Genomic DNA, 14,512 nt, shown 5'->3' with positions numbered 1-14,512 from the left:
TGAGTTACCATCATTGTTGTAAGGTGGTTTTCTTCTACAACCTTATCAGACATATATAATACCTTTTCAGCTGTCTTAGGGTCTAAGGCTGCAGTATGCTCATCGAGTAATAATACCTTTGGCTTTTTAAGTGTAGCCATTAAAAGAGTAAGCGCTTGACGCTGTCCACCAGAAAGAAGACCAACCTTAGTTGTAAGTCTATCCTCTAGACCAAGGTTAAGACCTTTAAGAGCATGATAGAACATCTCTCTTTCGTCTTTTGTAATGCCCCACTTAAGACCACGGCGCTGACCACGACGTAATGCAAGAGCCATATTCTCTTCAATCATCATATTAGGGTTAGTTCCCTTCATAGGATCTTGGAATACTCTACCAAGCATTGTAGCTCTCTTATAGTCAGGCATATTAGTTAAGTCTACATCATCTGCTTTGATAGTACCCTCATCTACAAAGAATACACCAGCGATAGCATTTAGCATTGTTGATTTACCAGCACCATTACCACCGATAACAGTAACGAAATCACCATCATTAAGTGTTAAACTTAAGTTATCAAGTGCAAGCTTTGCATTGATAGTACCTTTATTAAATGTCTTTGAAATATTCTTCAGCTCAAGCATTCTTTACCCCCTTATGATGAGAGAAAACCTTAGTTTTCCAATATGGAACAGCTAAGAAGAGTGCTACGATTACAGCAGTAATGAGCTTGAGATCGTTTGTATTTAATCCGAGCTGGAGTGTAATTTGGATTACGATATAGTAGATAATAGAACCAAGTACTACAAATGTAAGAGTTCCAGCAAAGTTATGTTTAATTTTCTTAAATACAACTTCACCAATAATTACTGAAGCAAGACCAATTACAATCGCACCACGTCCCATGTTTACATCTACTGCACCTTGGTACTGTGCAACAAGAGCACCAGATAGTGCTACAAGTGCGTTTGAAATCATAAGGCCAAGGATGATATCATTGTCTGGGTTAATTCCCTGTGCTCTCGCCATATCTTTATTTGCACCAGTTGCTCTCATTGAACAACCCTTTTCAGTTCCAAAGAACCAATAAATTACAGCTATAAGAACAGTTAAAAGAATTACTAATAAAATAACTGGGTTATCAAGAGAAAGATCACGAACAAAGCGCTGAGATACTAATAAATCATATTTATCAACACTAACAGGCTGGTTGGACTTTCCACCCATTATTCTTAAGTTAACTGAATATAAAGCGAGCTGTGTTAGTATTCCCGCTAAGATAGCAGGAATACCACACTTTGTATGGAGGGCTGCAGTAACAAGACCTGCAATTGCACCGACTCCGGTAGCAGCTAAAACTGCAACATATGGATTTACTCCAGCTCTAATAAGGACAACGCATACAGCACCACCTGTAGCCAGAGAACCGTCAACAGTTAAATCGGCGACATCAAGGATTCTATAGGTGACATATACACCTAATGCCATGATACCCCAAATTAAACCCTGTGATATTGCACCCGGAAGTGCGTTCAACAGTGAAAACATTACTAACAACCCCTAAGAAATATATTAATTAGATAGCTACGTAGCCTGCAGGAGCTGCAATTCCAAGAGCGTCACAAATTGAAGCATTGTACTTCTTTGTAACCTGTGGAGCATACTGAACTGGCATCTTAGATACATCAGCGCCATCCTTTAAGATTGCAACTGCCATTTCACCTGTAGCATATCCGATATCATAGTAACTGATTGAAAGTGTTGCAACACCACAACCTGCACAAATACCCTCTTCACCAGCGATAACTGGAGTCTTAGCTGGGATTACTACGTTTGCAATAGCTTCTGTATTAGCAGCAGCTGTATTATCTGTTGGGATGTAAATTACGTCTACACTGTCAGCAGCCTTCTGTGCAACAGATGCTACATCGTTTGTATCTGTGAATGAGAATCTAACTGTCTCAAGTCCGAGAGCTGCAAGATATTTCTCCATCTCTTCAACCTGGTAAACTGAGTTAGCTTCAGCTGAGCAGAAGAATAAACCAACTTTCTTAGCTGTTGGGAAGAGTTCCTTAACCATTTCAGCCTGCTTATCAAGTGGAGCAAGGTCAGATGTACCAGAAACGTTAGTACCTACAGTACCAGTCCATCCTTCAATTTCAAGAGCAGAAGCATAGTCTGTAATTGATGTACCAAGTACAGGAATCTTACTTGTTGCAGAAGCTGCAGCCTGGAGAGGAGCTGTTGCATTAGCAAGGATTAAATCTACGTTCTTTGCAACGAAACCATTTACAATTGTAGAACAGTTAGTAGCTTCACCAGAAGCATTCTGTTCGTCGATAACAACATCAGAACCAAGGCCTTTAACTAAAGCATCCTTAAAACCTTGTGTAGCAGCGTCAAGAGCTGGATGCTGAACAAGCTGACAAATACCTACAGTGTACTTAGCGCTAGAAGTCTCAGCTGCACCCTGTGCAAATACAGATGCACACATCATAAGAGCTAACAAAACAACAAGAACTTTTTTCATATTATACCTCTTTTTTTAGAGCAAAAAATACCGCCCCATGGGGACAATTCTCTATTAGATTAGTTATATGACGAATAAAAGTCAACATCTTGTGTATATTTAATGCATAATAATACATCTATTTGCATATTATTTTATAAATAATTTAAACCCTATATTTTCTCAATCACTAAGATTAATAAAATTAATTTTTCACTGTAGTTTTAAATTTCCTTACAAATGAACTAAATATTATTAGTGTTTTTCTATCTATAATATTCTCTAGATAGGGAATGATTAGTTTAAAGTTTGTAGCCTAAACTTTCTGCTATAGAAATAAATTTTTCTTTATCTAAGCCAGAGTTTGCAATTGCATAGTCGAGTGTAATAGCTCCACTATTAACAAGATTTAAAAGTGTTTTTACAGTACCTTTAGATATTCCAATATTAATGCCATCGTCCTTACCTTCATTATAGGATTTCTGTGCATATTTAACAGCATAATTATGAACAGCCTCACAAACCTGCTCTTCTCCTTGTTGTATTATCTTATAATTCATTACTTAACCCTTTATTACTTATTTTACCTAGTAAAAAGAATTTCAACTTTGCATTAGTTTTCTATTCTTATCCCTAATGGGGCTATCATATTATTGATATGATTTAAAAAACTATTTTATACCCAGCTCCTTTAATAGAAGCTGAGTATTGGTCATTTTAAATCAATAATTTAGTCCTAGTTCCTTGGCAGTCGACTTAAAATCTTCTTTAGATAAGCCAGAATTAGCAATCGCATAGTCTAGTGTAATATTTCCACTATTAACAAGATTTAAAAGTGTTTTTACAGTACCTTCAGTTATGCCATCTGCCTTGCCAATTTTAATACCATCGTCCTTACCTTCATTATAGGACGTCTGTGCACATTTTTCTGCATATTTAACAGCATAATTATGAACAGCCTCACAAACCTTATCATCTCCATCTTGTGTTGTCTTATAATACATTACGCACCCCTTTATTACATCATCTTTCATTTCTCGATAATCTTCTGCTACTAAGCTTTGCATCATATTATCAAGTTCTTTCCTTCCTTTATTAGCTGCCGTTGTAAAAATAATATTACTTCCATCTATATAAGGAAAGTTATATCCCTTTATTTGTTTTTCAACCTCATATACTTGTCCTCCTAAGTGAAAGTAATCTTCCTCCATTAAGATTATTATATAAGTCTCAATAATTTCTTTAAATAGCACTCCTTTACTTAATGCATATCTAGAGTCAAGTAGTGATGAATAATATCTTACCCTTTTCTCTAAATTATCATTATTATATTTTTGCACTTCGATATCATATAATACCCCATTGTTATCTACTCCAAGACAATCGAGGATTACTGAATGCCCTTTTTCAAAGATATGTATATCTTCTTGGGTGTTAACCTTTACAATTGATATATCATCTCTATTAAGAATTACCTTAATAATATGCTCTACAAGAGGAATATTATTCTTAGCCATTGTGCGAAAGAAAGTATCATCGATAGGTCGTAGAGATCTTGCAATCTCTATTTCTTCTTTAGTGTATTTTACTTTCATTTTTATTTACCTCTAAAAATATTCAAGGACGAGATAGTACTACTAAGACTTACTATCTCTTAATTTTTACTACCTCCTATGAATAATAGAAGTAAAACGCTAAAAAAAGTTTAATTGAGAATTATAAAAACTGTCTAATAATTAAAATTATTCATTATATTATATATAATTAATATTTTTTTATAATCATATAAAATGATAATATTTAAAACTAACTCAAATAGAAAATTTTGCAAAGCTTTCTATTACCATTTAACTTAATTACCCTTTTTGAAAAAGTCATTATCTCTATTTATTGTCTATTTTGCTTGATTTTCTTATGTTATTTTCTACATTTCACTCAAAAAATGCATTAAAGCTTTAGCCACACCATCGCTATTGTTATCAGAAGTAATATATGAACCTAGTCTTTTAATATCCTCACTAGCATTACCCATTACAACAGATACTCCTGCTACTTTAAGCATCTCAATATCATTGATATCATCTCAAAGTACCATAATATCTGATACAGGTATGTTGTAGTGCTTTGATAAATCAATTACTGCTGTACCTTTATTTATATTTTCAGGCATAATTTCTAAAAAGTCTGAACCAGGGTAGTATGTTACATCACAGCCTAAAGACTCTTTAATTTTACTTTCAAGCTCAAGTAATGTACTCTTTTCAGTAGACATAAATAAAAGCTTATTCATCTCTTGTTTGAGTAAAAAATCATCAAAATCTACAATAATGCTATCACTCATATAAATTGGTCTTTTCTTAGAGTATAAATAACCTTCATGGCTATTCGTTGCCCAATTCTTTCCAAATACTCCAAGCATTTCAACGCCCATTTTCTTTGCTATTTGATAAATATCTAAAGCAAAATTAGCTGAAATTCTATGATCAGCAACTATATTTCCATTTTCATCAAATAGTAGAGCGCCATTAATACATGATGAAGGACCATCAATACCTAAAATAGAATAGAAGTTTCTTACAGAAGAAAAAATTCTTCCTGACACTATTACAAAAGGAATCTTCTTTTCATTTAAGACCTTTCTTATCCAATTTATATTCTCTTCACTTAGAGATTTGTCACTTCTTAATAAAGTACCATCAATATCACAGCAAATCAGTTTAATTTTACCCATGAAGATATTTTATATTGAGACATATTCATCTTTCAAGCAATTTAATTTATGCCAATAAAAGTATTAATTCAATCAATATTTTATTATTGAATAGAGATTTTAGTTCTCTTTAGATATAAAATGTAGTTGCTACAGATATTTTAAGTAAATCTAAATAAAAAAAATTTTATTTATGATTTCTTCAAAATTAATCCTAATTATTTCTGATTTTGTAATCTGAGAAATAAAAATTTTCACATCATGAAATATTTTTTAAAACACTTATGCAAAATCATGTATTTTTATTCATAATTTATTCATCAATAACTCTTTTCAAATTCCTTTTTTTTCGTCTATATTATCGGCGGGAAGGAAATAACAATAAAAAAAACTGTTATCTTCTCCTAAGGAGAAAATTACGATGCATGAAGTAACCGAAAACGTCTACAAGCACGTGTGCCAGCTTGATCCAGACCAGAAAGAATTCCAGCAGGCAGTCTACACATTCTTACTCTCAATGGACAAAATTATTGATGAGCTCCCAGAAGTAAAATACCACAAGATTCTTGAGAGAATGGTTGAACCAGAAAGAGCAGTCATCTTCCGTGTACCTTGGATTGATGATGAAGGTCGTGTTCAAATCAACAGAGGTTTCAGAATCCAGCAGTCTTCTGCTATTGGACCATATAAAGGCGGTCTCAGACTCCATCCATCAGTAAACCTTTCAATCATGAAGTTCCTTGCTTTCGAGCAGGTATTTAAGAATGCCCTAACAGGTCTTCCAATGGGTGGTGGTAAAGGTGGTTCAGACTTCAATCCAAAAGGAAAGAGTGATGCTGAAGTAATGCGTTTCTGCCAAAGCTTTATGACTGAGCTTTTCAGACACATTGGACCAAATACAGACGTACCAGCAGGTGATATCGGTGTTGGTGGAAGAGAAATTGGTTATCTCTTTGGTCAGTACAAGAGACTTACAAACCGCTTTGAAGGTGTATTAACAGGTAAAGGTCAGACTTATGGTGGATCTTTAATCAGACCAGAAGCAACAGGTTACGGTCTTGTATATCTTTCAGACTACATCTTAAAAGCTGAAGGAAAAACACTCGAAGGTAAAGAGTGCTTAGTATCAGGTAGTGGTAACGTTGCTCAGTTCACAGTTGAAAAACTTAACTCTCTTGGTGCAAAGGTTGTTACACTTTCTGACTCAAACGGTATGATTTACGACCCAAGTGGTATCACACCAGAGAAACTTGCATATGTAAAGCAGCTTAAGAATGTTAAGAGAGGAAGAATCCACGAATATGCTGAAAAGTACAACGTTGAATACATTCCTCGTGATGCATCTAAGCCAAATCCAATTTGGGATATCAAAGCTGATTACGCTTTCCCTTGTGCAACTCAGAACGAAATTACAGTTGAAGATGCTAGAAACCTTGTTAATAATGGTATACAACTAGTAGGTGAAGGTGCTAACATGCCTTGTCAGGCAGAAGCTGAAAAGATTTTCCTTGAAAAAGGTGTTCTTCTTGCTCCTGCTAAAGCAGCTAACGCTGGTGGTGTTGCAGTATCAGGTCTTGAAATGAGCCAGAACTCACAGCGCCTCAAGTGGACAAGTGAAGAAGTTGATCAGAGATTAAAGCTCATTATGAAGGGAATCTATGATAGTATTTCTTCTGCTGCAGATAAGTATTCAGAGCACAACAACTTTGTCGATGGTGCAAATATTGCAGGCTTCCTCAAAGTCTCTGAAGCTATGATCGCACAGGGCTACGTTTGATTAGAAAATGAAAAAGATAGGTTTTGACAACAACAAGTACATTGAGGAACAGGCAAGGTTTATCCTTGATCGCGTAAACAGTAGTAACGGAAAACTCTACATTGAGTGTGGTGGAAAGCTTTTATTTGACTACCATGCAGCCCGCGTACTACCAGGTTTTGATCCTTCAATAAAGATGAAGGTCTTTGAAAGCTTAAAGGACAAGATTGATGTTATCATCTGCATCTATGCAGGCGACATCGAGAGAAGGAAGATTAGAACTGACTTCGGCATCAGCTATGATAGCGATGTCTTTAAGATGATCGATGACTTTGCATCTTATGGTTTAAAATGTCACAATGTTGTCATTACTAGATTTGCAGGTCAGAGTGCTGCAGTATTATTTAAGCAAAAGCTTGAAAGTAAAGGTATCAACGTCTTTACACATACTGCAACACCTGGGTACCCATCAAATGTTGATGTAATTGTATCAGATGAGGGATATGGCAAAAATAGCTATATCCCTACTGATAAACCAATAGTATTAGTAACAGCTCCTGGTCCAGGAAGTGGAAAGCTTGCAACTTGCTTAAGCCAGCTTTACCATGAATCTAAGGTTGGAATTAAAAGTACATATTCAAAATTTGAAACTTTCCCTGTTTGGAATCTACCATTACAGCATCCAGTTAATATTGCATATGAAGCCGCTACTTTAGATATCGGAGACTACAACTTAATTGACCACTTCCATTTAGATGCATATGGAAAAGTTGCTGTTAACTACAATAGAGATATCGAAGCATTCCCACTTCTTTCTGCAATATTGACAAAAATTACAGGTAAAAGTATCTATAAGTCCCCTACAGACATGGGTGTAAACAGAATAGGCTTTGGCATCATCGATGATGAAGCTTGTCGTGAAGCTGGAAAGCAAGAGATAATCAGAAGATTTTTCCGTGCTCAAATGGATTATGCCTCAGGTCTATGTAGCGAAGAGTGTATAAAGAGAGCTAAAGCTATCATGGATAAAGCAGGAATTGTTCCTGAAGATAGAAAGGTTGTACCTGCTTGTAAGAAAGCTTTAGATGATGCTATTTCACGCTCTCTAAAAGGTAATAAGGGAACTGTTTGTGCAGGTGCAATTGCTCTTGATGATGAAGCTATTGTTACAGCACACAACTCTGAAATAATGCATGCAGGTTCTGCATTAATCTTAAATGCATTAAAAAAGCTTGCAAATATCGATAGTAATGTTGATCTAATCTCTCCTGAGGTAATAGAAAGTATTACAAGGATGAAGCGTGATATCCTAACAGGAAGAGGTGTATCATTAAATATCGATGAAATATTAATCTGCCTAGCAATGAGTGCTACAAGTAGTAAAGAAGCTGAAAAGGCTATGAATGAGCTTCCTAAGCTAAAGGGCGCAGAGGTTCATTTCTCTCACATTCCATCTGCGGGTGACCTAATTGGTCTAAGAAAGCTAGGAATGAATGTTACAGCAGAACCTAAGTTTCCAACAAAAAATATCTATAATCCATAATACTTAAAGCTAGGGGATACAAAACCTAGCTTTTTTACGTCTTTATCCCTTGAGAGACAATGTTACTCATGATACACTCACAAATTGTACTGTCTAAATAATAACAATTGGAAGTAAAAAAATGAGTAAAAGAGAAACACTTGGAAGCAGACTTGGCTTTATTTTACTATCTGCAGGTTGTGCAATCGGACTTGGAAATGTTTGGCGCTTTCCATATATCACAGGAAAAAATGGTGGAGCAGGCTTTGTATTAATATACCTCTTATTCCTTGTTCTATTAGGACTTCCCGTAATGGCTATGGAGTTTGCAATTGGAAGAGGAAGTAAACAAAATATTGGGCTCAGTTTAAAGACTCTCGAAAAAGAAGGTAGTAAGTGGCACTACTATGGTCCTTTTGCTGTAATAGGCAACTACATACTATTAATGTTCTATACAACTATTGCTGGTTGGATATTATATTATTTCTTCTCAGCAGCAGCTGGAAGTTTTAGTAATATCACTACAGAAGGAGTAAACACATTCTTTTCAACCTTAGTTGCTAACCCAGTAAAACAGACAATATGGATGGTAATTGTAATACTAATTAGCATGGGTGTTGTTGCGATAGGACTCGAAAATGGAGTTGAGAAGATTACAAAAGTAATAATGCTTGCACTACTTTGTATCATGCTATTACTTACAATTCACTCATTAACACTTCCTGGATGTGCAGAAGGCCTTAAGTTCTACTTAATACCAAACATAGCAGCAATGAAGGAAATTGGTATTTCAACAATACTTTATGAGGCATTAGGACAAGCCTTCTTTACCCTCTCTATTGGTATTGGCTCTATGGCAATCTTTGGTTCCTACATTGATGATAAGCAATCTCTTGGAGGGGAAAGTGCTAGAATTATTGCACTAGATACATTTGTTGCAATTACCTCAGGTCTTATTATTTTCCCAGCTTGTTTTTCTTACGATGTACCTGTTGGACAAGGACCTTCACTACTATTCATCACACTACCAAACATCTTTTCACAAATGGCAGGAGGAAGAATATGGTCTGCATTATTCTTCCTATTCATGTCCTTTGCTGCACTTTCAACAATAATTGCTGTTTGCGAAAATATCATAAGCTATTGGATAGATGTTAGAGGATGGAGTAGAAAAAAAGCATGTATAGTTAATACAGTTTTATTAATTGTACTTTCACTTCCATGTATTTTAGGATTTAATGTCCTATCTTCTTTCCAACCATTTGGAGCTGGATCAAATGTATTAGACTTAGAAGACTTCTTAGTTTCTAATCTTTTACTTCCATTTGGTTCCCTATTATTCGTACTATTCTGCACAAGAAAGAGTGGTTGGGGATTTGAAAATAGCTTAAAAGAGATAAATAAAGGAAAAGGTCTTAAATTTTCAAGTAAACTTCGTTTTTATATATCTTATATAATTCCTATTATTGTGCTATTTATTATGTTAAAAGGTATTTGGGATAAATTATTTTAGTGCTATAATACCAATACAAAACTGAATTAGATTAGTATGGCTGAGGGGATAAGGTCGTACTTACTTATATCCTAATGAGGGAAATTTTGAGGGTGTCATTGTTGCTGTGGCACCCTCTTTTATATTAAAAGAATAAAAACTAAGTTGACTTTTAACCCTTTTTTTTTAAAATTTACATCATGAACATTAAAGCTATAGCAAGCCGTATCGGCATGGATTACGATAATGTAATCGAAAATTTCTGTGGAGATACCAGTGAAGTTAGAAAGAAGCTGGAATCATTCATCGACGATTGCAACTTTACTGCACTAGAAAGTGCTATTGAAGCAAATGATGAAGAGCAAATTAAGAAATGTGCACACAAAATTAGAAAGACAGGTGAGAAGCTTGGTCTTACTAATCTTGTTAAGCAGGCATCTCTCTTAGAAGATGCTAAGAATGGTAAAATTGCACCTTCATATGATTCTTTAAGAAAAGAATATTTAGAGATTGCAAAAAATTTAACTTCTGAGGCTGATGTATAATTAATAAAAAGAGCTAAAATATTGCATTAAACAATGTTTTTGACGCAAATAAAGTTTGGTGTAGTAAAAAAATAATGCTTGCATTACATCCCAAAGCAGTATAAATTGTAACAACGGGTGTAAATTGAGCGCAAATGGCACCAGGCGTAATTTTTTCCAAATAATGATGAGTCTCCATGCAAAAGCATCCAGCATGGAGACTTTATTATTTTATTCAAAATAGAAAGTTTTTATTTCACATGGTCCAAAAGTAAGGTTACTAAGGTCTACAGCCTTTCTATCGTTTTCAATTAAATTACATTCAAATACTTTATCATATTTGAATGAAACTTCAATCGATGCCTTAACACTTTGTCCGATAGCTTCATAAACTCTTACCACTCTACCCTTTTTATCTTCACTCAACTTTACTGTATCGCAAACTAAGGTATCACTAGAAATGTATACTAAGCTTTCAAGACTATCTTGTGAGTTATAAATTATTGGAAGTCTATTTAAGTTATGAGCATACTTTACAATTTGTCCCATATTATCATCTCTACAAGGCAAAATTGCATAGGTAAATTCATGCATTCCTCTATCAGCACTCATATCTGGATAAGTTGGAGAACGTAGTAAATTGAGTGATAGAACTCCATCCTTAGCTCTTAAACCATACTTTGAATCATTTAATAAAGCAAAGGCAAAGCCATCTGAATTTACACTTGCCCACTTCTGGAAACAAATCTCAAATTGAGCCTTCTCGATTAAAGTTTCATTTTTAGTTGTTCTTTTAATTACTCCATCTTGAATATCACAAAGGACTTCATCACTAAATACAGCTGGTTCAAATTCGGCTCGAAGCATTTTATCCTCTTCATGCCAAGAAACTTTGGTGTGGAAATAAATTGCATTTGAATGACTATTTGTAACAACATCTTGAGTTATTTCACTCTTTGAAAATTTATAACTTATTCTCTTTCCTCTAACAGGACCATCATTAATGTCTTTGACACTATCAGCTTTAAGAACAATAGGCGTCTTTTTATAGTACTCCCAATCGATATCCCAAGCATTGTAGTGGAGCTTTGGGTCATCATATACGCAAAGTTTATTTAAAAATCCCTTCTTAAACTCCTTATCAAAGGCTTTAAAAGATGAAATAGATCCGTCCTCATTAAATGAAACAGATATATTACTATTTTCATCAAAACTAGCTTTTTCAATTAGTTTTGATGATCCTAAAGGTGGAAGAATAGCGCTATACCACTTTCCATCGAGTTTAATATCATATTCACGCTCAAATGGAGAAGGGTTATAAGCATACTTTTCTTTACTAGATGACTCTAATACTCTATTTTCAAGCTCATTAATTTGCTTAAGAATTTCTTCATATTCCACTCTACTTTCTTCATAGACTCTATGAATACTAGAACCCGGTAAAATATCATGAAACTGTAAGAATAAAACTCTCTTCCAAAGCTCATTAATTTCATCATATGGATATGAGGAAATATCATTTCGAGCATAGAGGGCTTCGACACATTGCAGTCCAAGCTCACATCTTCTATTAGCTTTCTTATTGAAAGCTTGAGTTGTATATGTACCTTGATGCTTTTCAAGGTATAGCTCTCCTGAGTAAGTAGGAAGCTTTGCTCTATCATTCTCTAACTCTAAAAAGAAATCTTCTGCTCTTCCAAACTTTACTTTAGGACTATTCGCTAATGATTTTTGTCTCAAACCCATTTCTATTTGAACTTCACTAGGTCCACCACCTCCATCGCCAATTCCATAAAGCATTAATGCTTTATCGCAAAGGTTTAACTCAGGGTAGTTATCTTTAGTTGCTTTAGCACAAAGAGGAGATGCAGCCGCATTATATGTCTCTGCAGGAGGCATATGAACTAATATTTCACTTGAATCAACACCACGCCAAACAAATGAACGTGAAGGGAAATGGTTGTGTTCATTCCAACTTAATTTGATTGTTAAAAAATATGGAACCTCACATTTTTTTAATATTTGAGGAAGGTTTCCATTATAGCCAAATACATCAGGAAGCCAGCAAATCTTTTGAGTCTTTCCAAATTCATCTCTCCAAAATCTTTGTCCAATAATTATCTGTCTAATTAAAGCTTCTCCTGATGGAACGTTGTTGTCAGCTTCGACCCACATTGCACCTTGAGTTTCAAGATTACCTGATAGGACTTTCTCTTTTATTCTTTTATATAGCTCTTTATTATTTTGTTTAATAAATTCAAATTGTTGAGGCTGTGATGCACCATAAATATAGCTATCATATTTTCCTATATTTCTAAGCTGGAAGGTAAAGGTTCTTTGAGCCTTTCTCTTAGTCTCTCTTACAGGCCAAAGCCAAGCAAGATCGAGATGAGAATGACCTACAGCTGTAATAGTAAGAGACTCATCAAGAGTACCATTAAAAAGAGGCGCAAGAACAGCTCTACCCTCACTGAAAGAAATGTAGGAGGCTTTAATACTTTCCCTTAGCAGCTTTCTAAGACCTTCATCATAGTTTTGAGCACACATTAAACAACTGATAGTTAAGTAATCATAGAAGAAGTCTTTACCTTCTTTATCTTGAATTAAGATATCAGCTTTTTTAAATATCCCATGGCCACAAAGCTTATTATAGTATCCATTATAGCCCGCATCTATGTCCCATGATAGATGACTTGGACACGGGATTGGTATATCAACATAAGTTTTTGCAACTAATGCTTGATAATAATCTATCTTACTTGTATTTAATGTAACAGCTCCAATTGGATCGATAGTTTTTTCTCTATCATAAACAAGACCTTCTCCACCAATATCAATGTGAGCAATTAAATCCTTATTTCTAACCTCTTCTGGAATGTCTACATCAAGCTTAAACCAAGCTGCATCATAAAGACTTGCCCAAGTCATTCCCTTGTATATTTTTCTATATTCAAGCCTTTCATGGTCTATATAACTAACAGGTTCCTTTGACGGTGCGTATAATACATCAAATGAAGCTACCTTTGTAAATATTCTACTTCTTAACTCATCAAGAGCCTTCATAGTCTCTGTATCTTGTATTAAGATATCAACAGGTTCCATAATCCTCCTAAACAAACCACATTGGATTAGATATTGCAGTTATATATTTTTTCCCAAATAGAGAAATATAGGTAACAACGTGAATTCTCTCACCCTTAACCGCTTTTCCAACTATCTTTAGATGATTTCTTTTACACCCTCTTTTTATTACTTTTCCATTAGAAAAGACAACTTCTAATACTGATAAAGGTGGAACTTTTTCTGCTATTACTGTAAAAGTTTCCCTATTCTCTACACTTTCTCCAAAGCTTTTTCCATTGCAATCTAAAGATAAATAGGGTCCTTTATGAGATGAAGTAGATAACTTAAACAATGAAAAACGAACAATTAGAGAAAGGTCCCTCTTTCTATTAAAGCCAGAAGATAAACATCAATTCACACCTTGTGGTGATACTAGATGTATACATATTAATATTGCTTTTACCCAAGAAATATTACTTACACTAATTAAAGCGTTAGATATTGATGATAAGAAATTATTAAAATCTAAAAGACAAATTATATTATATGAAGAGGATTTTAGGATATTAAGCGGGAATCCTCGGTAATTCAGTTACCGAGATGAAAGCGTAAAATACTATTTGATAAAACGTATACATATGATATCATAAATTATGAAGACAAATCTTGTACATTACAGAATTTGCGTATGTAATATCAACTATCATATAGTATGGTCAGTCAAATATAGAAGAAAGGTTTTGACTCAAGAAATCGAATCATATTTAAATGATCTTGCCAGAATGATAGCTGAAGAGAAAGGATTTACGATAAAACCACTTTGAAGTAGGAGATAAAGATCATATACATGCTTTTGTTTCTGCTCCACCAAAGCTTTCAATTACTTCAATCGTAAAATACTTAAAAGGAATTTCTGGAAGAAAGTTATTTGAAAAATTCCCAGAATTACGTACAGAGCTT

12 protein-coding genes and 2 pseudogenes are annotated in these 14,512 nt (G+C 34.4%); 6 read left to right on the top strand and 8 right to left on the bottom strand.

What is annotated here, in order from left to right:
* From SOY52_RS04400 to SOY52_RS04375, 6 genes and pseudogenes are all read right to left on the bottom strand, one after another.
* Positions 1 to 620 (bottom strand): ABC transporter ATP-binding protein (locus tag SOY52_RS04400; protein WP_320847767.1); only part of this gene is annotated, 620 nt, incomplete at its 3' end.
* Positions 613 to 1,524, bottom strand: a complete 912-nt coding sequence (locus tag SOY52_RS04395; protein ID WP_320847766.1) for an ABC transporter permease subunit — start codon at positions 1,522 to 1,524, stop codon at positions 613 to 615. The genes SOY52_RS04395 and SOY52_RS04400, both read right to left, overlap by 8 nt.
* A 28-nt stretch (positions 1,525 to 1,552) precedes the next feature.
* Positions 1,553 to 2,506, bottom strand: coding sequence for an ABC transporter substrate-binding protein (locus tag SOY52_RS04390; protein WP_320847765.1), 954 nt, complete (start codon positions 2,504 to 2,506; stop codon positions 1,553 to 1,555).
* A 281-nt stretch (positions 2,507 to 2,787) separates the two neighbouring features.
* Positions 2,788 to 3,045 (bottom strand): hypothetical protein, encoded by a 258-nt coding sequence (locus tag SOY52_RS04385; protein ID WP_320847764.1) that lies wholly within the window; start codon positions 3,043 to 3,045, stop codon positions 2,788 to 2,790.
* A gap of 162 nt (positions 3,046 to 3,207) precedes the next feature.
* On the bottom strand, positions 3,208 to 4,080 hold the full coding sequence (locus SOY52_RS04380) for an Rpn family recombination-promoting nuclease/putative transposase (protein ID WP_320847763.1): 873 nt from the start codon (positions 4,078 to 4,080) through the stop codon (positions 3,208 to 3,210).
* Positions 4,081 to 4,409: 329 nt separating this feature from the next.
* Positions 4,410 to 5,216 (bottom strand): annotated as a pseudogene (locus SOY52_RS04375) (Cof-type HAD-IIB family hydrolase).
* Positions 5,217 to 5,616: 400 nt separating this feature from the next.
* Here SOY52_RS04375 and gdhA point away from each other — a divergent pair.
* From gdhA to SOY52_RS04355, 4 genes are all read left to right on the top strand, one after another.
* Positions 5,617 to 6,972: an NADP-specific glutamate dehydrogenase gene (gdhA, locus tag SOY52_RS04370; protein ID WP_320847762.1), complete on the top strand. Its 1,356-nt coding sequence runs from the start codon at positions 5,617 to 5,619 to the stop codon at positions 6,970 to 6,972.
* 7 nt (positions 6,973 to 6,979) lie between these two features.
* A complete protein-coding gene (locus tag SOY52_RS04365) occupies positions 6,980 to 8,494 on the top strand; it encodes a DUF1846 domain-containing protein (RefSeq protein WP_320847761.1) in 1,515 nt (504 codons plus the stop codon).
* Between the two features lie 121 nt (positions 8,495 to 8,615).
* The gene (locus SOY52_RS04360) at positions 8,616 to 9,986 is read left to right on the top strand and encodes a sodium-dependent transporter (RefSeq protein WP_320847760.1); all 1,371 of its coding nucleotides are present in this window, start codon (positions 8,616 to 8,618) and stop codon (positions 9,984 to 9,986) included.
* Positions 9,987 to 10,165: 179 nt separating this feature from the next.
* Positions 10,166 to 10,510 (top strand): Hpt domain-containing protein, encoded by a 345-nt coding sequence (locus tag SOY52_RS04355; RefSeq protein ID WP_320847759.1) that lies wholly within the window; start codon positions 10,166 to 10,168, stop codon positions 10,508 to 10,510.
* A 210-nt stretch (positions 10,511 to 10,720) separates the two neighbouring features.
* Here the strand turns inward: SOY52_RS04355 and SOY52_RS04350 are convergent, their stop codons facing one another.
* A complete protein-coding gene (locus SOY52_RS04350) occupies positions 10,721 to 13,591 on the bottom strand; it encodes an alpha-mannosidase (RefSeq protein WP_320847758.1) in 2,871 nt (956 codons plus the stop codon).
* Positions 13,592 to 13,598: 7 nt separating this feature from the next.
* Positions 13,599 to 13,904 carry a hypothetical protein gene (locus SOY52_RS04345; protein ID WP_320847757.1) on the bottom strand — a complete coding sequence of 102 codons (306 nt, stop codon included), beginning with the start codon at positions 13,902 to 13,904 and terminating at the stop codon, positions 13,599 to 13,601.
* A gap of 301 nt (positions 13,905 to 14,205) precedes the next feature.
* Between SOY52_RS04345 and SOY52_RS11185 the strand changes: the two genes are divergently transcribed.
* A complete protein-coding gene (locus SOY52_RS11185) occupies positions 14,206 to 14,376 on the top strand; it encodes a transposase (RefSeq protein WP_414429587.1) in 171 nt (56 codons plus the stop codon).
* Between the two features lie 16 nt (positions 14,377 to 14,392).
* Positions 14,393 to 14,512: pseudogene (locus tag SOY52_RS11180) on the top strand (transposase); the annotation flags it as partial.

Source organism: Bullifex sp., from assembly GCF_034103065.1.
Taxonomy (GTDB): domain Bacteria; phylum Spirochaetota; class Spirochaetia; order Sphaerochaetales; family Sphaerochaetaceae; genus Bullifex.
Note: the sequence above shows the minus strand (reverse complement) of the source record. Positions and strands in the feature narration are given on the sequence as shown.

What these genes read in the sequence shown, in the direction of transcription:
- gdhA (WP_320847762.1), top strand. Translation starts at nt 5,617, where the DNA reads ATGCATGAAGTAACCGAAAACGTCTACAAGCACGTGTGCCAGCTTGAT.
- SOY52_RS11185 (WP_414429587.1), top strand. Translation starts at nt 14,206, where the DNA reads ATGAAGACAAATCTTGTACATTACAGAATTTGCGTATGTAATATCAAC.
- SOY52_RS04355 (WP_320847759.1), top strand. Translation starts at nt 10,166, where the DNA reads ATGAACATTAAAGCTATAGCAAGCCGTATCGGCATGGATTACGATAAT.
- SOY52_RS04360 (WP_320847760.1), top strand. Translation starts at nt 8,616, where the DNA reads ATGAGTAAAAGAGAAACACTTGGAAGCAGACTTGGCTTTATTTTACTA.
- SOY52_RS04395 (WP_320847766.1), bottom strand. Translation starts at nt 1,524, where the DNA reads ATGTTTTCACTGTTGAACGCACTTCCGGGTGCAATATCACAGGGTTTA.
- SOY52_RS04350 (WP_320847758.1), bottom strand. Translation starts at nt 13,591, where the DNA reads ATGGAACCTGTTGATATCTTAATACAAGATACAGAGACTATGAAGGCT.
- SOY52_RS04365 (WP_320847761.1), top strand. Translation starts at nt 6,980, where the DNA reads ATGAAAAAGATAGGTTTTGACAACAACAAGTACATTGAGGAACAGGCA.
- SOY52_RS04385 (WP_320847764.1), bottom strand. Translation starts at nt 3,045, where the DNA reads ATGAATTATAAGATAATACAACAAGGAGAAGAGCAGGTTTGTGAGGCT.
- SOY52_RS04380 (WP_320847763.1), bottom strand. Translation starts at nt 4,080, where the DNA reads ATGAAAGTAAAATACACTAAAGAAGAAATAGAGATTGCAAGATCTCTA.
- SOY52_RS04390 (WP_320847765.1), bottom strand. Translation starts at nt 2,506, where the DNA reads ATGAAAAAAGTTCTTGTTGTTTTGTTAGCTCTTATGATGTGTGCATCT.